This window comes from Flavobacterium procerum (assembly GCF_042431625.1).
GTDB lineage: Bacteria > Bacteroidota > Bacteroidia > Flavobacteriales > Flavobacteriaceae > Flavobacterium > Flavobacterium procerum.
The window spans coordinates 260669-281115 of the sequence record NZ_JBHLYW010000029.1; the positions used below are offsets into that span (position 1 = coordinate 260669).

Consider the following 20447-nt stretch of genomic DNA (forward strand, 5'->3'; position numbering starts at 1 on the left):
ATTCTAAAGAAAATTATAATGAAAAAACTTCTTATAGTATCAATTATGTTTTTATGTTTTAGTTATTCTAAAAAAGAGTTTATTGTCTCAATTGAACAGCCGTATGAAAAGAAACTTGATGGTTTGAAACTTGAAATCTTTTTAGATAAAAAGAAAGTTAAAGAAACTAATTTAAAAGCAAATAATATTATGCCTTCTTACGAAACATTTGATATGTATACCTCAAATGAAGGAAAACATCTTTTAGAAGTAAAATTAAAAGATACCGTATTTGGTTATGATGTGAAATATCCAGAAGAAAAATATATTATTGTAGGTCCTTATCTAAAAAAGAATGGCAAAATCCAAATGGGTATTTTGAAACAAAAAGAAGGATTTATTTTTCATTAAAAAAGTATGAGAAAAGCCTTCGTTCTTAAAGGCTAATATGTTTTTTATTTTGGCAGTATTATTTTTGCTTTAAATCCCTTATTTAGTTCGGTTTCAAATTCAATACTTCCTTTAACGGCCTGTATACGGCTTTCCATGTTTTTGAGACCGCTTTTTACAAGACTGCTTTTTTCACCACCTTTTCCGTTATCATTGTAATTTATTAAAACCGCATTTTGGGTGCTCTCAAATTTTATTACTACAAGACTAGCTTGGCTATGTTTTTTCATATTAACCATAAGTTCCTGTAAAATTCGAGCTACGGTAATCTTCTTAATGTCATCAATAGTTTCCCATTGAATGCTTTCCAGATTGCTAATCAAAACATTTTGCTGATTGGTACTGTAAGCAGAGAGCATTTCTTTTATACTTTTGGTAAAATCTGCTCCAGTTTCAATACTGTCGTTTTCTTTGGAAATTCCTCTAACACGAGAATAAATATCATCCAGTTTCTGCAACAGGTTTTCTTTTGTGTTTTCTTTAGCCAATGGTTGCGATTCAGCGAAAGCGATCACATTATAAACATCGTTTGCCAATTCGTCGTGAATTTTTTTGGCAATCCGTGTTTCAGTTTCATACGAAGTTTTGACCTTAATGGCCTTATTCTTATTTCGAAAATAACGGATTAAAATAGTTATCAAAACAACCAAGAAAACAAAAATAATTCCAAAAACAATACGCTGATATTTGGCCTTTTGCAGTGATAATAAGTTTTCGGCTTTTTCAAGACGCAGCTTTTCATTTTCGTCTTTTTCTTTTTGAGCGTCGTATTTTATTTTGGCTGATTTGTTTTTAAAGTTATTTCGAACCTTGATAATACTATCATTTAATGAAAAATACTTTTGAGTGTATTTAGGAACTTGGCTGCTATTATCATTAGAAATTAAAATTTGAAGCGCTTCTAATCTTTCATCAACACTGTTTAATTGGGTTGAGATTTTATAAGCTTCCATCGCATTTTCATCAGATTTTCGAAGATCTTTTTTAGAATAATAATCGGCTAAATGCAAATAACTTTCGATGCTTCCGTAAGTATCTTTGATTTCTTTTCTTAGTTCCAGTGCTTCATTCATTAAGCGGAATCCTTTTTCGTCTTCTCCTTTTTTAAAATAGGCGTACCCTAAGTTGTCTGTAATTCGAGACTTATTGAAGGCTTCAGACTTTTGGTCTATCAATTTCTGTTTTAAGATAGATTCTAATATTGCAATAGTTTTATCGTATTTTTTCTGAAAAATATATACAGCCGCAATATTGCTCAATGGTAAATTTTTATCAAGACCTGTAAAAATGTTTGCAGATTCTTTATAGTAAAGAATAGCTTCATCATAAAGGGCGAGTTCTTTCTCTGCGATGCCCATAAGATTATTTATGGCTGCTGTGTAAGGACTGTTTTTTTTGCAAAACGTTAGGGCCTCGGTTAATGTTTCCTTACTGCCGTAATAATCGCCATTAGTTTGTTGAATTGAAGCTATTTGAATATTTATATATCCAATGTTGGCACTGTCTTTTATAACTTCATACAATTTTTTTGATTTGTTGAATTGATTAAAAGCAGTAGTGAAATTTTGTTTTTGGAAATTTTCAATTCCTTTATTTCGTAAACTAAGCGCTTCTTTCCGTATAGGTTCCATATTTATATTAAGTTTCTTTTCTTCTTTGCAGGAAAAAAGAAAAAGAAATGTAATAAAAAGAAAAATCGGGGAACGAAACATATAAATTTGCTTTCCCCGAAAATAGTAATTTATTAGATACTAAAAATATATTTTATTCATCCAATTCTGGAGGAGGAACTGTGCCACCGCCACCGTTACCACCAACACCATCACCAGGACCATCATCAGCATATCCTGATTTTGAAGGATCTAAATCCTTTTTAGTTTCCTTTTTTACAGTAGTCTCATACTCATCTGGAGTACAAGAAAATATAGTGAAGAATAACGCAAAAGCGCTTATAAGTAATAGTTTTTTCATTTTGATATTATTTAGAAATTAGACATAGGTATTGCGGTCCGGATATGATCCAGAATTTTTATTGGCGGCAATACCAATTGGTTTTGGGAAGTAGATCGTGTAGAACTGTAAGACGTATTTATACTTCCCGAATAAAATCGGTCTTACGGATTTCTACATTGATAAATTGAACTAGTTTCGGTTTTTGTTTTAGTCTGCAGACAAAACTTGAACTAATTTCTATGGCAAAGGAAAGACGCTTTTAAGCCATTGTAGATAGGGAATTCCCAGAATTCCCGCGTTTTCCCAGAATTCCTCAAAATTCCCGAAATTTCATACTGAACACAAAGGATTCAGCAACCAAAAAATGATTTTGAAGTGCTTAAAAGTTTGTTGAGATTGAATTTTCATCATATTAAAAAGATTAAGTTTAAGATGCAAAAAAGATATTTAAAGCTGAAAACGATCTATGTTTTAATAGATGCAGTAAGTCTGACAAAAGTTGGCTGAGAATAGTAAAAAAAAATTATAGAAATAATATAGAATTGGAATAAAAATTGAAAGTATAGGCATAGAAAAAATATTTTGGTGAAAAATGAAATTAACTAGTCAAAAGAAGTTTGTAAAAGATACCATATGAATAAAACATTAGAAGAATATAAAAAGGCAATTAAAATTAAATACGAGATTGAAAAAGAGGGGGAATATTTCGATTTTTTATACAGCCCTTCGCGAGGAAAACTCCGCGATTTGTGCTGGCTTATTTTTGAAAATAATCCGACCCGAGACGATCTAAATATTTTTAGAAATTTATTCTGCCTTGATTTTGATTACACCCAAAAGAATAAGTTTAAGGATCAGAAAGATAAATTCAGACCTATCGAGACTTTCTTTAAGGGCGAAACAGATCCATCTAATATCGATGCTATAAATCTTGCCGCAGTTATGGTTGATTTTCAGCCACGCCCTTTTAAAAAATTTGTAGAAAAATGCAGGAGCATAGAAGCTAAAGAAAACGAGTTTGCCGTTGGGCCAATTGAGGAAGCTGAACTAAAGAATGAAATCATAGAAAAAGAAAGTTTGGTGAATGAAAATAAAGAGCCTAAAGAGTCTCCCGTAAAAGGAAATCCTTTGCTGAATTTGAAAGACATATTTTCTAAAACAATAAATCAGAAAATCTATCCAGAAAAAGTAATTACGATTGCAGTTGGAGCGGTCGCGGTAGTGTCTTCTGTCTGTTTGTATTTTGTACAGAAAAAAGGGCAAGAGGAATAATTTCTAAATGAAATTTAAAAGCATTTTGAAAATTAAAATGCATCATGTGGTAAAAAAAATGGCTTTTTAAGAAGTAAGTCAAGCACTTAATGAGTTTGTTTTTCGGCATATATTTTACTGTTATTTACACTATAAATATAAGAATAAATTCTTGAAAAACCTATTTTAAACGCATTGAAAATCACTGAAATGACTGAATTTTCATGTTGTTTTTGAATCTTTTTTTTGATAAATAATTCACCATTCAATATCAATTTTTGAAGCCGTTAAAATGTAATTTTTTGAATGGCTTAATTGCAATAAAATTATTTACATTTATAAAACATTTAAATAGAATTTGATTTCTCATAATCGGTTAATAAATATGTTTAATGAAAAAGCTTTTGACACTCTTAATTCTTTTATGCGCTTTTGGTTGTAAAAAATACGTTATAGCGTTTGAACAGCCAACTGATCCAAAACTTGACAATTTAAAACTGGAAATACTTCTTGATAAAAATAAAGTTCAGGAAATTAATCTAAAATCAACTAATGCGCTTCCTACTTATCAAACAGCAGAACTTGCAATATCAGACGAAGGAAAACATTTGCTTCAGATTAAAGTAAAAGACACAACCTTTAGTTATGACATAAAATATCCCGAAGAAAAGTACGTCATGGTGACGGCGCACTTAAAACAGAATGGCAAAATTCATATCGGAATTTTGAAACAGGAAAGAGAATTTGTTTTTCATTAATCCGTTAAGACAGTAAGCAAAAAGCCTTTCGGAAGTAAAATTCTGAAAGGCTTTTTTATTCACTTGATGAAAAAGGGTAACAAAAAGACAGAAGGATAAATAAAACAAAAACATTCCTAAATACTTGTTTTATCACTCAATTTTGGCATTATTGATTAATTCTATAATCTTTAAAGCTACGCCACTAGACGACTGAAAATTTTGTCCCGTAACAATTCTTCCATCTGTTTCTACATGCGATAGATTACGAGCAGAAAATTTAAAAGTTCCTCCTCTTTCTTCTATTGTTTTTTGAATTAAAAATGGAAAGTGCTTAAAATATTCTCCGTCTTGTTTTTCAAATGAGTCGGGGTAACCACTGATTTTTTTCCCTGCTACTAAATAGTTGCCATCGTTTGTTTTTAAGTTTGCAATTCCGGCAGTTCCATGGCAGACAGAGGAGATGATGCCTTTATTTTCTTCATACACTTTTAAAGCAATAGTTTGAATTTCTTTATTTTCGGGCACATTATACATAGCAGATCCGCCACCAATGTAATGAACGGCTTTGTAGTTTTTGGAATCAATTTCGTTGGGTTTTTTAGTGTTTTTTAGTGCATACATAAAATCAGGATCAAACAAATATTGCTTTTGTAACGTGTCGGATGTATTGATATAGGCTAATGGAATGCTTCCGCCTTCTGGACTTACAAAATCGACTGTAAATCCTGCTGTTTTAAAAGTATCGTAAGCATTTACGATTTCAGAAAAACTATTGCCCGTAGCTATCGTCGATTTACCGTAGTAATGTGCATTCGAAACAATAAATAAGATATGCTGTCCTGATTTATTGGTGTTTAGACTGCTTGCAGATTTACTGATTATTTTCCATTCGCCTTGCAGTTTTTTTAGCAAAAACAAATCGATAAATTCCATTTTTTTGTCAGGGATAAGTATTTCGGCCTTAGCCAAAGCTATATTATTGTATAAATCAATTGAAATAACTTTTCCTATTCGACCATTAAATTGTCCCTGATTGTCTTTTTTAAACCATTTGGTGTATTCGCTGGCTGGTACAATCCATAGTTCTTTGTCTTTATTGCTTAAAAATAGATTGGCTTCAGAATAAAATGCCTTTTCGATGTTGTCAGGTTTGTTGTATGAGGTGCCTTCAATGTAATTTTCTATACATTTTTTAACTAATGCCTCTTCCGTTTGCCCTAATAAGCAAGCTGGCGAAAATAATAGAACGATAAAATAGATAACTTTTTTCATAAACTTTTTGAAAATTAATTTTTCACAAATCTATGATTGGTAGCGTTTTAATCGGTACGGATATAGGAATTCAGTACTCCTGATTTACAAATTGAGACAGAAAAAGCCTTTCAGATTTCCTGAAAGGCTTTTGTTTTTATAAGGAAAGATTGATTTTAAGAAAGAAAATCCTTAAACCACAATCCAGAGTTTTTAATGGTTCTTTTTTGGGTTTCAAAATCAACATGGATTAGGCCGAAACGAGCGTTATAACCTTCTGCCCATTCAAAATTATCGGTCAGGCTCCAAACGAAATAACCTTCGACATTTAAGCCTTCTTTTTTGGCCTTTAAAATTTGTTCCAAATTATCTTGAATAAAATGCGTTCGCTTTATATCGTAGACTTTTCCGTTGGTGACAATATCGGGAAAAGCAGCGCCATTTTCTGTAATAATGATTTTCCGGATTCCGTCATAATCATTGAATTTTTTCAAAATATGATACAACGCAGGCGGATAAACTTCCCAGCCCATATCTGTTGAAATTACATTCCTTTTTTCGGCACTTACCAATTCGGCGCCGATATAAGGCGTCAGAAGAGAATATTTTACGACTTCGCGCGTATAACATTGCAGGCCTATAAAATCAAAATCGAAGTCGAGATTGTTTAAGTCGTCTTCTAAAATATAATTATTCAGTTTTTTTAGAACTGGTAGATCTTTTTGCGGATAGCCCAATCCTAAAATTGGTTCGATAAAAGTTCTGTTTAATAAGGTGTCTACACGTTTTGCAGCTTCAGCATCTTTTTGGCTTTCTGTTGCCGGTTCGATATGGGTGCATGAAAATGTAGTTCCGATATTTGCTTCTGGAATTCTGTTTCGTATTATTTTCGCACCAGCCGTAGTTGCCAGCGTAACGTGATGCATGGCTTTTAGATAATTGGTTATTCCTTTTTTTCCAGGAGCATGAATTCCAAGAAAATAACCGGCTCCTGTAAATACAGAAGGTTCATTGATAACCATCCAGTTTTTTACGCGATCACCAAAATGCTGTACACAAACCTCGACATATTCTTTAAACCAAGAAACAGATTCGCGGTTTGTCCATCCTCCTTTTATTTCGAGAGCATGAGGAAGATCCCAATGATAAAGCGTGATCCAAGGTTCGATTCCCGAAGCAATCAGTGCATCTATAATTTTGTTGTAATAATCAATTCCCGCCTGATTTACAGGATGAACACCAGTAGGCATAATACGTGGCCAGCTGATAGAAAACCTGAAATTCGGAATATTTAATTCCTTGATTAGTTCAATATCGTCTTGATAACAATTATAGAAATCGCAGGCAGTCAGGGCATGATGTCCGTTTTTTATTTTTCCTTTTTGAGAAGTAAAAACATCCCATATAGAAGAACCTTTTCCGTCAGAATCATGTGCTCCTTCAATTTGAAAAGCGGCGGTTGAAACACCCCACAAGAAATCTTCACCAAATTGGTTTTTGTTCAAAAATGAGCTTTCAATTTTATTCATTCAATCGTAATTTCCTTTTATTTTGGTCGTTTATTAATGAAGGAAAGAAGATTGCATAGCTCTTAAAAAAAGCCATTCTTTGAAAGATTTCAGAAAATTTAGGTTCAAGAATTTCATAACAATTAGTTTTAATTCAAATTAAGTAAACTAATGTGAAATTATTGTAAAGCGATTATTATCAAATGTTTAAATGTGATTAGGTTTTCTAATCTTCCCAACCGCATAAAGTGAGTCCATGACCCTGAGCTTGTTTGAGCGAAGTTTTTATAATTTCGCTTCTGCAGGAACTTAAGCCTCTGCAGGTTTCTTTAAGATGATATTTTTTTGCTCCTGTAGAGCCACACATATAAACCTTTTTTTCCTGCGGCCTAAATGATGTTAGAAAAATTAGAATTAGCAGAAGAAGTATATTTTTCATATTGGGGGATTTTTATTTTACAATTAAATTATATTCGTTTCCTTTTTTATCAAGAGCTTTCAGTTTTCCGTGCGAAATCCATTCGGTGTTGATTTCGATTTCTGCAACGGTATCACCGATTAAAATTCCGGCACCGTATTTTCCCTCGGTATTGATATTTCCAAAAACAGAATCGCCTTTTATGTTTATTCCCTTTACATCATAATTGTATTTGTAATGTCCAGGATTTCCGGTTCTGTATTCGTATTTGTAAGTGGTATTTACGTGGTACGTTTTGGCTTCTTCCTGCGTAATTGTCTTGCGGTCATCTGCGGTTATTACAGGTTTGTAAAACGAATTTACCTGCAAATTCGGTGGGGGAGCATCTGCTTTTTTACAGGAAATAAGGAAGAATAGAAAAAAGAAGAGAAAGTATTTTTTCTGCATAGGTTTGTGGTATTTAGTCAATTTAATTCTTTATTCTTTTAAAGCTTCATCCATCTTGCTAGAGAGAAAGATATTTCCTAGAAAGCCTACACCAATAGTTTTTGTTTTTCCTTGGAAAGTAACTTCTGTGGTTGAGAATAAAATATAATTAGAAGAAGAAACTAAATTGTTAACAATCATATTTATCATAGATTGCGCTATGACACTTCCCACAGCATTTTCATCTTGAGAGATATCGTCTTTTTTAGATTTTTCATGAAAGATTGTATTCATTTTTAACCGTACTTCTTCTTTGTGTTTTTCAGTTCCAGGATTTGTTAATCCTGCAATTATTAAAAATAGACCAATTGCAATAAGTACATAATATTTTGTTTTCATATTCATAATTTAATTAGAAAAAGATTTTTATGTATGCGTGTTTATACGGGATTTTGTAAAACTCTTTGATTTTTTAGTAATGAATACTTTTTTACTAGTAGATTGGCGATTTTTTCTGTCGATAGATATTATATTTTATTCAGTTTCGTACAATGCAACTGTATCCAATAATTCTTTTTCAAAAAGATAAATATCATCGATTGAGGAAATAGCTGTTTTTACTTCGACTTTATTGTCATTAAAAAGACCAATATATTTTTTGCTTCCATTAAGATGAAGTCTTGTAAGCGGTTTACGATTGTTATCGTCAAGAAGGATTCCGAAATAAGATTGTGTATCTCGATAAACGATTCTTTTAATTGGAATTTTTCGTCTCAAAATTGCCAGAACAATTCTATACCCTTCCAATTCTTCTTCGGTAGTAATAATTTTATTGTCTTCTTCGATTATTTCGATTTGTTCATCTTGTTGTTTGATTGTTTCTTTTGATAAAGCCGCATTTAAACGATCATTAATTTTTTCGCTTATATATTGATTTAGTGATTTCTGAACCAAATCTTTAAATTCTTCCAAAACTTTTTCTGTCAGACGACCAGTATACACTTTAGCTGCAAAATGTTTTGTGAAATCATTTGTAGGATTGTCTAATTCTGAACTTATTAGCTTTTTGATTTCCTTAATGTATTTCAAAGCACTAGCGGTGGTAACGATATTGTCAACATTAAAATTTGATTTGTGAAATTTTGCGATTTCATTTATTGTGCTTTCTTTTAGATTCGTAATATCAAATTCAAAAAATGGTTTTTCGTCCATTTTATTTTGAGCATCTAAGTCTGTGAAAAATTGATAGTGGATTCCGTTTGTCAAAAGCGCAAATCGTGTTTTCGTTACGTGAAAATAACGGAATAATTGAGAGTTGTGTACAGTAAGTTTTTCTTTCCAGCTTTTGCATTCTACGATAATAATTGGATCACCGCTTTGAAAAATGGCGTAATCTACTTTTTCTCCTTTTTTTAACCCTAAATCTGCTGTAAACTCAGGTACTACTTCAAGCGGATTAAAAGCATCATAACCTAGAATATGTATAAAAGGAAGAACAAAAGCATGTTTAGTAGATTCCTCGGTCTCAATTTTGTCTTTTAGTTGCGTAATTTTATCAGCTAACGATTTAAGTTGAAGTGTCATTTCCATAATAAAAATTTTTAGTGTTGCTATAAAGTTTTAAACAAGTCTTTCTGCAATTTCGTCCTCGCTAATTATAATCTGTGAAGTAAGAATCATTTGAATTTTATTGTCAATTGGATTCTGAAAAATTGCGAAGTTTCCTCTGCAATTTTTGTATCGAAATTGAAATGCTTTTAATCCTTTTAAAAAACCTTCTTTTTGTGTTGTTTCAAACACATAATTTGAACATGATTTTTTAAAAATGCATTTTCTTCTTTTGGATTGTGGAATTAAAAACCAATACAATCGAATAAATAGTAATATTAAATACTTCATTCTATTTTTCGAAAATAATTAAGTGAGTGAAAAGTGTTTGAGCAGGTTTCGCTCCAATTCCGAAACATCCTATTTCTGCATTGACAAATGTTGTGATGTTTTCTACCCGAACATATTTCCAGCCTTTTTCAGTATGATATTTTATTGCGCTTTGTAATTGTTCGGCAATTTGAGCAGATGTATTTTTTCTTCTATCTATTGAAGCTGCAAATGGTACTACGATATGTTCCATAATTTTCTAGTTTTAATTAATTTGTTTTACAATCCAAAAGTAACCCCAATAAAAACCAGTATATTACGGAAAACCATAATCTGAAAAAATTAAAGTAAAGAAATAAAAAAAGCTCCCGAAGGAGCTTGATATAAAGAGTGACTTAAGGATTTAAATAATTCCCATGTCTTTTGTAATCGAAACCAAATGAACAGTATTATTCGCTTTAAAAAAGTCTTTTAGTTTAGATAATCTTTTTTCGACTGCACTTTTGCTGTTGGGTTTTATATCAGAGCTTTTAAAAATTTCTATTATTTCGTCTTGTGAAGTTCCGGCAGCCAAATATTTCAGAATTTTAATGTCTGTGTCATCAATTTCGTAATTGTTTTTTTCTTGTAATGCCGAAGCTATTTCGGGAGAAATAAATTTCTGGTCTGAACTAGAAAGTATCTGAATTGCTTTTTTCAAATCAGTTATACTGTTTCTGCCCTTTAGCACAAAAGCATCGATTTCAGAATTTTCAAAAAGTGACTTTATACGAGGATTTTTGTCTTCGATAGAGTAGGCAATGATTTTTAAATTGGGTTGTATTTCACGAACTTTCTGAATTAGCTCATCACCACTTTCGATTTTTACTTCACGATGATCTTTTTTAAATGAAAGGTCACTAATCAATAAATCATATGGTTTTTGTTCTTGAATCGCTATTCTTATTTTTGTTAAAGCATCATCACAATATTTTGCATGCTGAAAATCAACAATATTAAAATCTTCTAAAGTTTGTTTGACTGCTAAATTGAATTCTTCAAAATCTTCTGCTAAAATTACTTTTTTAAACATAGGCTTTTATTTAGGCATTGTTATTTTTACTTTAAAACCTTTATCAGGTTCAGTGTCAAAAGTAATAGTTCCTTTTGTAGCCAAAATACGGTTTTCCATATTTTGCAAACCATTTTTTATAATTTTTGCTTTTTCGAAGCCTTTTCCGTTGTCAGAATAATCTATAAATAAGTTATTTGAATTGCTTTCAAACTTTACAACGACAACAGCTGCTTCGCTGTGCTTTTTCATGTTGACCATTAATTCTTGCAGAACACGCTGTATCGCAATCTTTTTTAAATCTTCAATAGAGTTCCAATCTATTCTTTCTATATCCTTAATGATAACATTCGTTTGATTGCTATTATAGGTAGAAAGCATTTCTTTTAAATTAGTGGCATAATTTGATCCAGTGTCAACATCATTATTTTCGCGAGAAATACCACGTACGCGGCTATAAATACGATCGAGTTTTTGCAGCAACATTTCTTTATTGTCCTCGTTTACTAAAGGCTGCGTCTGTGTATAGGTAATGGTGTTAAAAACATCATTTGCCAATTCGTCGTGAATGTCTTTGGCAATTCTGGTTTCGGTATCGTAGGCAGTTTTGATTTTTTCGATTCTATTGATTTTTCGATAGTATTTTCTAAGATAAAAGATTAAGACCGCTAAAAAGCAAAAAATAACAATGAATAGAAATTGTTTGAATTGTGCTCTTTCTAGAGATAATTGGTTTTCTGCTTTTTCTAAACGCAGTTGCTGATTTTCGTCTTTTTCTTTTTTCGAATCGTATTTTATTTTGGCAAATTTGTTTTTAAAATTGTTTCTGATTTTGATAATGCTGTCGTTTAGCGTAATATATTTTTGCGCATATTGATTGCTTTGAATACCAGAATTATTTAAAATCAGAAATTGCAAACCTCTTAATCGTTCGTCAATGCTGTTTAGTTTGGTAGCGGTTTTATAAGCTTCTAAGGCATGCTGATTGGATTTTTTAGAGTCTATTTTACTGTAGTATTCTGCCAAGTGAAGATTACTTTCAATGCTTCCGTAAATGTCATCATCTTTTTTCCGCATTTCAAGTCCTTCATTCATTAATGAAAAACCTTTATCACTTAGTCCTTTTTTGAAATATGCGTAGCCCAAGTTATCTATAACTGTTGCTTTACTAGAGGTTCCTGGTATGTTATTGGCTATTTTTTTATTTAGAGATTCTAAAATGTTAATTGCTTGATCATATTTTTTTTGCTGAATATATACTGATGCAATATTGCCTAAAGGAGCTTGTTTTGTTATAGAATCTGTACAATCTTTAGCAGCTTCTTTATAATAATAAATAGCATCATCGTAAAGTGAAAGTTCTTTATCAGCAATGCCAAAGTAGTTTTTTATAGAGACTGTATAAATACCTCTCTTTTTGATATAAGGTAGTGTTTCGGTCAGTGTTTCTTTACTTCCGTAATAATCACCATTGATTTGCTGTATAGAAGCCATTTTAGTAAGGCAGAAAACAATATTAGCACTGTCTTTTAAAGTTTCGTAGGCTATTTTTGCCTTATTAAAATTGTAGAAGGAGACATTAAAGTTTTTCTTGTCAAAGTTTTCTATTCCTTTTTGACGGAAATTAATAGCTTCTTTTTTACTAGGCTTTATATCAAGAGATATAGCTTTTTTGTCCTTACAGGAGGAAAGCAGAAAAAGAAAAATTATAAAATAAAAATTCGGGGATCGTAACATAAAATTTACTTTCCCCGAATTTAATAATTATTTATAGAAAAATAACTTTATTTATTCATCCTCTGGCGGTGGTGGTGGTGGCGGTACTGGAATATCACCAGGACCGCCTGCATACGTTGGACTTACTTCTTTTTTACTTTCTTTTTTTGTTTGAGTTTCAAATTCATCTGCGGTGCAAGAAAATAATGTATTACATAATAGTGTCAACGCACCCAAAAAGATTAGCTTTTTCATTTTAATTAATGTTAAAAAGTTAGACATGGGTATTGCTGTCCGGAACTTTTCCAGATTTTGTTTAAGGCAATACCAAATGATTTTGGGAAGTGAAGTGCGTAGACAGTAAAATTTTCATTTATACTTCCCGGATAAACTCCGTTTTACGGTTTTCCGCACTTATTGATTGAACTAGTTTAGTACTTTTGCTTAGACCTGCAGATCAAAGCTTTAACTGATTCGATGAGGCAAAGTTATGTGGGGTGTAGAGCTGTTTTGATACGGAATTCCGGGAATTCCTTTATCTCAGAATTTTCCATAAGAATTCCATTAAAAATCACAAAATTCCAAATACTTATGCCAAACATTACTCGTGAAGAAATTGAAAATGAATACAGAAAAGCTATTAGAAATAAATATGAAATTGAAAAAGATGGCTCATTTTCTCATTATTTAGATAATCCAACTCAAGCAAATTTGAGAGATTTATGTTGGGAGGTTTTCAATTCTAGACCTAATTCAAATGATCTTAATATATATCGTAGTTTTTTTAAATTTGAGTTTGACGAAAGGAACGAAGATATTTCGGTTAAGTTTACAGATAAATTTAGAAAGGTTAAAGATTTTTATTTAGGAACAAAGAATACTGCAAAAATTAGTACTGTTGATTTAGCTGCTATTCTTGTAAATTTCGAACCAAGACCTTTTAGGAAATTTAGAGACAGAGGTTTTGTAAACATAGATGAACCTATGAATGATATTCATCAACCTGCAAAAAATCCATATTTACCGGAATTGGTTCTTGTTAAAAATGAAGATGAAAAACAAATTGAGAGCAATGATGATTGTTTAAAAGAAGAGTCGTCATTGGAAGAATTATTAGAAGATGAAATCTTGAATCAAGAAGAGGAATTTTGGCAAGATGAAATTTTTAATGATGCAAGTATGCCAAATGAAAATTTGGGATTTAATACGGTTTTGGATGAAAATTCAAAACAAGTTAAAGAACTAGTAAAAGAAGAAAAAATTGAAGAAGAAACAGCAAAAGCTAAAGAGATATTTTTTAGAAGGATACTCAAAAAATCAAAATTAACTATCGCAGCAACAGCAATTATTTTTGTATTAATAGCTACAGGTTCATTAGCTACAGTTATTTATTTTAATTTTTTCCAAAAAGAATGCATGCAGTGGTCAGGTGATCACTACGAAGAGGTGAGTTGCAATTTAGAAATACAAGGAATAGGAACTTATAATTCTCCACAGCCCTATGATCAAAGAATTATAAACCTAAAAAAGATTAAAGTCTGTGATACAACAGTTTTTTTTAAGAATGAAAAAGCAGTTGTTTGGTATACTAAAGTAGGAGACAGTGTTGAGTTTTTTAATACACATGGAATTCATCCAGAAAATGGAAAAGCATTAAGGCCAGTTACACAGTATATTATTGGTAAGTATGTAACAAAAGATTTCGACAAATAATTCTATTCAATGTGTTCTAAAAAAAAGGGAAATGATTAATGAAAATCATTTCCCTTTTTGTTTCTAATTATTTGATATGCTATTTTGGTGGCGGAACTACAATTGGATCATCGCCAGGTCCTTCTTTTATAGAAAGAACTTCTTTACTGGTTTTACTTTTCGTTTCAATACTGTCATCCTCAGAAGTACAGGAAACCATAATTGCTGTAAAAAGGACAAAAGCCCCTGTTAAATATATTTTTTTCATATTGAATAAAGATTATTTTTTAGGTGGTGGAACAATTATTGGTTCATCGCCAGGCCCTTCTTTAACTGTAAGAACTTCTTTACTGGTTTTACTTTTCGTTTCAATGCTATCATTATCAGATGTACAGGAAACCATAATGCCTGTAAAAAGGATAAATGCTCCTGCGTAAACTATTTTTTTCATTGCTTTTTGAAATAATTAATTGTTATTTTTTTGGTGGCTCTATTGGAACTGGATCATCACCAGGTCCTTCTTTAACATAAAGAACTTCTTTACTGGTTTTAGTTTTTGTTTCAATACTGTCATCATCAGATGTGCAGGAAACCATAATGGCTGTAAAAAGGATAAAAAAACCTGCTATGTATATTTTTTTCATTCTATTACTTATTTTTTAGGAGGTTTTACATTTATTGGATCATCATCAGGTCCTTCTTTAACAGAAAGGATTTCTGAATTTTTTTTGGTATTTGACTCAAGATTGTCTTCATCTGAAGTACAAGAATGGAATCCGATGCACATGAGAGCACAAAATCCCGCTAAAATTGTTTTTTTCATAGTATGATTATAATTGATTTTTGGTTCTGGAATAATTCCAGATTGTAAAATTAAAAATATAAAAAATGTTTTAACAAGGAAACTTCTCTGTTACAAATAAAGAATTAAGTTTTACATAATATGATGATGAAATTTATATAAATCATTGTCAAAATCATGAAACAGTTTGTAGGTATATACTGGATAATTTAGCAGTATTAAAATCATACAAAATTTAAAACAAATAAACATGAAAACGAGAAAGATATTATTAGTATTAGCCTTAAGCTTGGGAGTATTTGCAACATCATGCAGTAATGACGATAACGAAGGAGAAACAATCGTTCCTATTCAAGGGAAATATAACCTTCGCCAAACAGGAATAATTAATCCTATAAATGGACAAGAAGAATTAGTAGATGCACCACAAAACCAAGCCGGATGTCCTGGAGATTATTTAGAATTAAAATTAAGTAGTACAGCAGTTATGGGGGATTATGCAGGAACTGATTGTGCTTTAACAGAAACTACCGGAACTTATGTAAGATCTCACAATGATTTAACGATTACTGTTGGTAACGTTAGTTCTACAAGCGATATCATGAACCTTACAAACAAGGAGTTGAAAATTAAAAATAAAACTACAGGTGTAATCACTGTTTACAGTAGATAATTTATCATTTTAATTAAATCAGAAAAAGCGGTGGCAATTAGATTTGCTACCGCTTTTTTTTATAATTTTTTTAAGAAGGAATATAAATATCAAAAGATGCGCCTTCGTTGAGTTCGCCTTTTGCGGTTATGATTCCGTTATGGTTTTCTACGATTTTTTTCACTATTGCCAATCCGATTCCGGTGCCTTTATATTGATCTCTTCCGTGCAGTCGTTGAAAAACATCGAATATTTTTTTGCTGTAATGCGGTTCAAAACCAATTCCGTTATCGGTAATCGTAATGTGACAATAATTTTTTAGAACATTCAGTTTTTCATTTTTAAGTGAAGAACCTTTTGCGATTTCACAAGTAATTTTAATGACAGCCGGAATTTCAGGTTTCGAAAATTTGAGCGAATTACTAATCAAATTATAAAGCAACTGTCTGAATTGAAACGGAATAATGTTTATTTCGCAACTCTGAGTACTTTCTATTACAGCATGTTTTTGTTCTAATTCTTCTCTAAGATCTTCTTTTACTTCTCCGACAATTCGAGAGAAATCTGTTTTCTCAAAAATACGTTCCTGAATATTGGTTCGAGAATACGAAAGGAGGTCATTAATCAGTGTCTGCATTCGTTGCGCGGCATTCTGCATACGCCTGAATTTATCTTTCCCGTTATCTGAAAGATTTTGCGATTCTTTTTCGATAATCTGAGAAGCAAATGTCTGGATTTTTCGCAGGGGTTCCTGTAAATCATGGCTTGAGATATAGGCAAACGACTGCAGTTCTTTGTTCATTTCTTCGAGCTCGTTGTTTTTTTGTTCCAATTCGAGGGCGTTGAGTCTTAATTTGTCGTCTGCTTTCTTTTTTTCGGTTAAATCGTGCGTAACTTTCGAAAAACCAATTACCTCATTTTGCTTGTTATGAATTGCCGTAATTACAACACTAGCCCAAAACTTAGTTCCGTCTTTACGTACGCGCCAGCCTTGATGTACAGTTTTTCCTTTTTCTCGGGCTAATTGAAGGAGCTTTTGCGGGAGATTGTTTTTTTGGTCTTCCGCCGAATAAAAAATGGCAAAATATTTCCCGACAATCTCATCTGTTTTGTAGCCTTTTATTTTTTCAGCACCTACATTCCAGTTTTCGATTATGCCATTATGGTTGAGGTACAAAATAGCATATTCCTGAACTTCTTCAACCATTAAATGATAACGTTCTTCACTTTTTCGAAGCGATTCATTTATCAGAATCAGTTCTCGTGTTCGCGCACTGACCTGTTGTTCGAGTTCGTGCATAAAAGCTTTTTCAGTATGAATGTCTGTAAAAGCGCCCACCCATTTTACAATCTGATTTTCGACTCCAAAAACGGGTTCGCCAATAACAGTATGCCATCTGTAAACACCGTCTTTTCTTCTAAACCGTACATCAGAACGATAAATTTCGCCCGTTGTCAGACTATGTTGCCAAACTTTTGTGTTTTCTTCAAAATCATCAGGATGAATCATTTTTTTCCAAGCGTCTTCTGTTCCAGGTTCAATTCCTGTGTACTCAAGCCATTTTCCTGAAGTGAACAAAGCATTTCCTTTTTCATCGGTTTCCCAAATCAACTGAGGAAGGCTTTCTGTCAAGGAGCGGAATTTTTTCTCGCTTTCCTCTATTTTTTTTCTCGTTTCTACTTTTTCGGTAACGTCAATAAGTGTCATTTTGATGCCCGAAATCGAATTGTCGCTTTCGCGGACTGGAGCATATTCAAAATCAACATAAACAGTATGTCCGTTTTCATCATTTCCAATCTGAAGAAGCGATTCAGATTCAGAATAAGTTTCTCCAGAATTGTAAACTTTCGTTAAGAGGTCGGCATATTTTTGCTGTTGAAGCTCTGGAAACAAATCAAATATTTTTTTTCCTTGAACCTCATTTTCGTTTTTCTTCCAAATATTGTGCAGTAATGCCAGATTGGCCATTTCTATCACAAAATCTTCTCCACGCAGAATCGCATTCGGAATAGGTGATTTCATAATAAGATCTCGCAGTTTTTTTTCGCTTTCTTCGATTTTTGTCTGATAGGATTTCTCTGCAGTAATATCACGAATAGTACCGATTAATCTTTCGGGTTCCTTATTTTCATCGTAAAAAACTTTTCCTTTTCCTTCCATCCAGTGAATGGAGTTGTCATTCCAGATTACACGGGCTTCATAATTAAGAACACCTGTATTTAATGCATCTTTAAAAGCTTTATTTCTGATATGCATATCGTCAGGATGAAGGTGTTTTAAAAGTTCATCATGACTCAGTTCTACATTTTCGGTATAACCTCCGACAATTTCTAAGTAACGTTGCGAATAATTCGGTTTTCTTGTTTTTACATCCAACTCCCATGTCCCGAGTTCGCTGGCTTCGAGAACAATTTTAAGCCTGTCTTCGTTTTGTTCTATTTTTTTTCGGGTATGAACTTTTTCACTTACTTCGGTAACAGTGACCAAAATACCGGAAATGTTTCCATCTTCTTCTTTCAAAGGTTGATACACAAAATCAAAATAAGAGATTTCCTGTTTCCCGTAGCGGTTTAGCGGAACCGGAATTTCATTTCCAAAAAAAGGAACTCCGGTTTTAAGAACGTTCTTAAGCAGTTTGCTGACCGTTTCTTCGACCTCAGGAAGTGTTTCAAAAAGCGGACGACCTACAAAAGAGTTTTCTTCTCTGTCTACAATTTTCAGGTAATTTTCGTTTGCTATTTCAACCACATATTCAGGACCGCGCAGAATGGTAATGCCTACAGGAGCTTGCTTCACAGTATTGCGGAAACGTTTGTCGCTTTCTTCAATTTTTTTCTTGGCAATATTCAAATCGGTCAAATCTACACCCGTATTCATTACGCCGTAAATTTTCCCGTTGGTATCATAAAGAGGAGTAAAGCTGTAGTTAAAGTAAAAAGTCTGCAGTTGATTGTTTACCACTAAATCAAGAGGAGTATTTTGGGTATGAAAAGATTGTCCAGTTTCTAAAACTGTAGCAACTTGTTCAAAAACAGACTGGTCGATTAGTTCTGGCAGTATTTCTTTGTATGTTTTTCCGATTACGTCGGGACCTTTTCCCCAAACTTTAATAATAGATTCGTTGGCAAGTTCAATACGCATTTCTTTCCCGGCATAAACTGCAATCGGAAATGGTACGTTTTCTACAAGCTGTCTTATTTTCTGTTCACTTTCTTCAAGCTTAGAAGCAGTTTTCTTATGTGTTGTTTCTACAGCTGCAGCCAAAATTCCTCCAATCGTACCGTCTTCTTTTTTTATGGGATTGTATGAAAAATCAAAATAGCAGTCTTCGCTAATGCCGTTTCGGTTTACTTGTATTTTATAATCTTTTAAGGTTAATGCTTTGCCTTGCATAACCTCTTTAAACATTGGTTGTAAGATATCCCATATCTCGCAAAATGCAATCTCAACTGGAGAACCTGCAGCATCCGGATGTTTAGAATTTTCAAGAATCGACAAAAGAGGGTCATTGTACAGCAGCGTATATTTTTCTCCCCAAGCAATGTACATAGCAGACGAATTGCTAAGCATCATCGCAGTCATTGTTTTTAAACTTGCCGGCCAATTTTCAGGATCACCTAAAGGCGTTTTGTTCCAGTCTTTTGAACGGAATAATTCACCCATTTTTCCACCATCAGACAGAAAATAATGTTCCTTTTTATTGTGGTCCATTCAAAATAAATTTAGGGTTGCAGTACAAAGGAAGCTCTTGCAGGCTGTTTAAAATTTTCTGCAGCAGCTGTTGTTAAGGCATTTTCTATTACTTTTTTTAGTTTAGAAAAATCGCCTGGTTTGCGTATATAATAAGAAGCACCCTTTTTAAATAATGTCTCCACAATTTCGCTGTCAAGCGAAGTTGAAAAAATAATTATAGGAAGCTCGGCTAGTTTTTTATTTTGCTTAATTTCAGAAATGCATTCTAATCCGTTTTTACGAGGCATATTCAAATCAAGAAAAAGGACATCGGGAAGGTTGTCTTGTGTTTTTTTTTCTAAATAATCCATTAGCTGAACACCGTCATGAACCATAAAAAGGTTGGCTTTTACAGATGTTTCTTCGAGGGCTTCTTTAAAAAAATCGCAGTCGTCTACATCATCATCGGCTAATAATATGTTGAAATTGAGTTGGTTCATTGGTGAGAAACTATGTTTTGTTTTTTTATTTATGCTAAGATAATACTAATTTCAACAGCTCTGAGCACTTGTATGACGATTAATTTAACTTATTTTTTGAAAAATTAGTATTTTTTTTACAAACTGAAAGTTTTGTTTAGAAATAAATCTGTATTTAGAAAAATGTCTTGATTTTTATTTTTGTCATTACAATTTTTTTTAGAAAAGTGCGTTATTAAAGAAAGCTGTTAAAAGCCTTAGAAATTACTTCTCGTTTTTAGAAAATTTCGGTTTTCTATTTTTTCCAATCTCATTAAAAAAAGATACATTTTTTGTTTACCTCGGGTTACAAGTGTGAAAAAATTACACACATGATTTTATTGGGTTTTGTTCTAACTGTCTAAAAATCAATAAAAAGAAATAATGGCACACCGCTTGTTTATTGGCATTACATCAATTTGTTTTTTGGATTTCCTAATCAATAAATCTAAAACGAAAATTTTTTAAAAGCCATAGTACAAACTAACA

At 32.2% G+C, this 20447-nt stretch carries 24 protein-coding genes; 5 read left to right on the forward strand and 19 right to left on the reverse strand.

Features of this window, described 5'->3' with window-relative positions:
• Positions 1-18: 18 nt before the first annotated feature.
• Positions 19-390, forward strand: a complete 372-nt coding sequence (locus ACFFLS_RS23840) for a hypothetical protein (RefSeq protein ID WP_379682912.1) — start codon at positions 19-21, stop codon at positions 388-390.
• Positions 391-434: 44 nt separating this feature from the next.
• On the opposite strand, the gene ACFFLS_RS23845 is transcribed toward ACFFLS_RS23840, so the two are convergent.
• Positions 435-2060 (reverse strand): tetratricopeptide repeat-containing sensor histidine kinase, encoded by a 1626-nt coding sequence (locus ACFFLS_RS23845; RefSeq protein ID WP_379682911.1) that lies wholly within the window; start codon positions 2058-2060, stop codon positions 435-437.
• Between the two features lie 133 nt (positions 2061-2193).
• Positions 2194-2400: a hypothetical protein gene (locus tag ACFFLS_RS23850; protein WP_379682910.1), complete on the reverse strand. Its 207-nt coding sequence runs from the start codon at positions 2398-2400 to the stop codon at positions 2194-2196.
• 615 nt (positions 2401-3015) lie between these two features.
• On the opposite strand from ACFFLS_RS23850, the gene ACFFLS_RS23855 reads away from it, so the two are divergent.
• Both ACFFLS_RS23855 and ACFFLS_RS23860 read left to right on the forward strand, forming a co-directional pair.
• Positions 3016-3654 (forward strand): hypothetical protein, encoded by a 639-nt coding sequence (locus ACFFLS_RS23855; protein ID WP_379682909.1) that lies wholly within the window; start codon positions 3016-3018, stop codon positions 3652-3654.
• Positions 3655-4025: 371 nt separating this feature from the next.
• Positions 4026-4391 (forward strand): hypothetical protein, encoded by a 366-nt coding sequence (locus ACFFLS_RS23860; protein ID WP_379682908.1) that lies wholly within the window; start codon positions 4026-4028, stop codon positions 4389-4391.
• A 132-nt stretch (positions 4392-4523) separates the two neighbouring features.
• On the opposite strand, the gene ACFFLS_RS23865 is transcribed toward ACFFLS_RS23860, so the two are convergent.
• The 11 genes from ACFFLS_RS23865 to ACFFLS_RS23915 all read right to left on the reverse strand — a co-directional run bounded on the left by ACFFLS_RS23865 (position 4524) and on the right by ACFFLS_RS23915 (position 12876).
• A complete protein-coding gene (locus tag ACFFLS_RS23865) occupies positions 4524-5645 on the reverse strand; it encodes a nuclear transport factor 2 family protein (RefSeq protein ID WP_379682907.1) in 1122 nt (373 codons plus the stop codon).
• A 155-nt stretch (positions 5646-5800) separates the two neighbouring features.
• Entirely contained in the window at positions 5801-7153 is a 1353-nt protein-coding gene (locus ACFFLS_RS23870) for a GH1 family beta-glucosidase (protein WP_379682906.1), read from the reverse strand.
• Positions 7154-7358: 205 nt separating this feature from the next.
• Positions 7359-7571 carry a hypothetical protein gene (locus ACFFLS_RS23875; protein ID WP_379682905.1) on the reverse strand — a complete coding sequence of 71 codons (213 nt, stop codon included), beginning with the start codon at positions 7569-7571 and terminating at the stop codon, positions 7359-7361.
• A 12-nt stretch (positions 7572-7583) separates the two neighbouring features.
• Positions 7584-7997: a hypothetical protein gene (locus ACFFLS_RS23880; RefSeq protein ID WP_379682904.1), complete on the reverse strand. Its 414-nt coding sequence runs from the start codon at positions 7995-7997 to the stop codon at positions 7584-7586.
• A gap of 30 nt (positions 7998-8027) precedes the next feature.
• Positions 8028-8375 (reverse strand): hypothetical protein, encoded by a 348-nt coding sequence (locus ACFFLS_RS23885; RefSeq protein ID WP_379682903.1) that lies wholly within the window; start codon positions 8373-8375, stop codon positions 8028-8030.
• Between the two features lie 135 nt (positions 8376-8510).
• Entirely contained in the window at positions 8511-9566 is a 1056-nt protein-coding gene (locus ACFFLS_RS23890; RefSeq protein WP_379682902.1) for a type I restriction endonuclease, read from the reverse strand.
• A 30-nt stretch (positions 9567-9596) separates the two neighbouring features.
• On the reverse strand, positions 9597-9875 hold the full coding sequence (gene yidD, locus ACFFLS_RS23895; protein WP_379682901.1) for a membrane protein insertion efficiency factor YidD: 279 nt from the start codon (positions 9873-9875) through the stop codon (positions 9597-9599).
• Position 9876: 1 nt separating this feature from the next.
• On the reverse strand, positions 9877-10107 hold the full coding sequence (locus tag ACFFLS_RS23900; protein WP_379682900.1) for a hypothetical protein: 231 nt from the start codon (positions 10105-10107) through the stop codon (positions 9877-9879).
• 150 nt (positions 10108-10257) lie between these two features.
• A complete protein-coding gene (locus ACFFLS_RS23905) occupies positions 10258-10926 on the reverse strand; it encodes a response regulator (protein ID WP_379682899.1) in 669 nt (222 codons plus the stop codon).
• A 6-nt stretch (positions 10927-10932) separates the two neighbouring features.
• On the reverse strand, positions 10933-12642 hold the full coding sequence (locus tag ACFFLS_RS23910; RefSeq protein WP_379682898.1) for an ATP-binding protein: 1710 nt from the start codon (positions 12640-12642) through the stop codon (positions 10933-10935).
• A gap of 51 nt (positions 12643-12693) precedes the next feature.
• Positions 12694-12876 carry a hypothetical protein gene (locus tag ACFFLS_RS23915; protein ID WP_379682897.1) on the reverse strand — a complete coding sequence of 61 codons (183 nt, stop codon included), beginning with the start codon at positions 12874-12876 and terminating at the stop codon, positions 12694-12696.
• Between the two features lie 336 nt (positions 12877-13212).
• Here ACFFLS_RS23915 and ACFFLS_RS23920 point away from each other — a divergent pair, with 336 nt between their 5' ends.
• Positions 13213-14334 (forward strand): hypothetical protein, encoded by a 1122-nt coding sequence (locus ACFFLS_RS23920; RefSeq protein ID WP_379682896.1) that lies wholly within the window; start codon positions 13213-13215, stop codon positions 14332-14334.
• 79 nt (positions 14335-14413) lie between these two features.
• On the opposite strand, the gene ACFFLS_RS23925 is transcribed toward ACFFLS_RS23920, so the two are convergent.
• Genes ACFFLS_RS23925 through ACFFLS_RS23940 form a run of 4 tightly spaced genes read right to left on the reverse strand, consistent with a single transcriptional unit; the run spans position 14414 to position 15136 of the window.
• Positions 14414-14581: a hypothetical protein gene (locus ACFFLS_RS23925; protein ID WP_379682895.1), complete on the reverse strand. Its 168-nt coding sequence runs from the start codon at positions 14579-14581 to the stop codon at positions 14414-14416.
• A 12-nt stretch (positions 14582-14593) separates the two neighbouring features.
• The gene (locus tag ACFFLS_RS23930; protein WP_379682894.1) at positions 14594-14764 is read right to left on the reverse strand and encodes a hypothetical protein; all 171 of its coding nucleotides are present in this window, start codon (positions 14762-14764) and stop codon (positions 14594-14596) included.
• A gap of 22 nt (positions 14765-14786) precedes the next feature.
• Positions 14787-14957, reverse strand: coding sequence for a hypothetical protein (locus tag ACFFLS_RS23935; RefSeq protein ID WP_379682893.1), 171 nt, complete (start codon positions 14955-14957; stop codon positions 14787-14789).
• Between the two features lie 8 nt (positions 14958-14965).
• The gene (locus ACFFLS_RS23940) at positions 14966-15136 is read right to left on the reverse strand and encodes a hypothetical protein (protein WP_379682892.1); all 171 of its coding nucleotides are present in this window, start codon (positions 15134-15136) and stop codon (positions 14966-14968) included.
• 268 nt (positions 15137-15404) lie between these two features.
• Here ACFFLS_RS23940 and ACFFLS_RS23945 point away from each other — a divergent pair, with 268 nt between their 5' ends.
• The gene (locus ACFFLS_RS23945) at positions 15405-15788 is read left to right on the forward strand and encodes a lipocalin family protein (protein ID WP_379682891.1); all 384 of its coding nucleotides are present in this window, start codon (positions 15405-15407) and stop codon (positions 15786-15788) included.
• A 70-nt stretch (positions 15789-15858) separates the two neighbouring features.
• On the opposite strand, the gene ACFFLS_RS23950 is transcribed toward ACFFLS_RS23945, so the two are convergent.
• Both ACFFLS_RS23950 and ACFFLS_RS23955 read right to left on the reverse strand, forming a co-directional pair.
• Positions 15859-19479: a PAS domain S-box protein gene (locus ACFFLS_RS23950; protein WP_379682890.1), complete on the reverse strand. Its 3621-nt coding sequence runs from the start codon at positions 19477-19479 to the stop codon at positions 15859-15861.
• Positions 19480-19490: 11 nt separating this feature from the next.
• Positions 19491-19940 (reverse strand): response regulator, encoded by a 450-nt coding sequence (locus tag ACFFLS_RS23955; protein WP_379682889.1) that lies wholly within the window; start codon positions 19938-19940, stop codon positions 19491-19493.
• Positions 19941-20447: the final 507 nt, after the last annotated feature.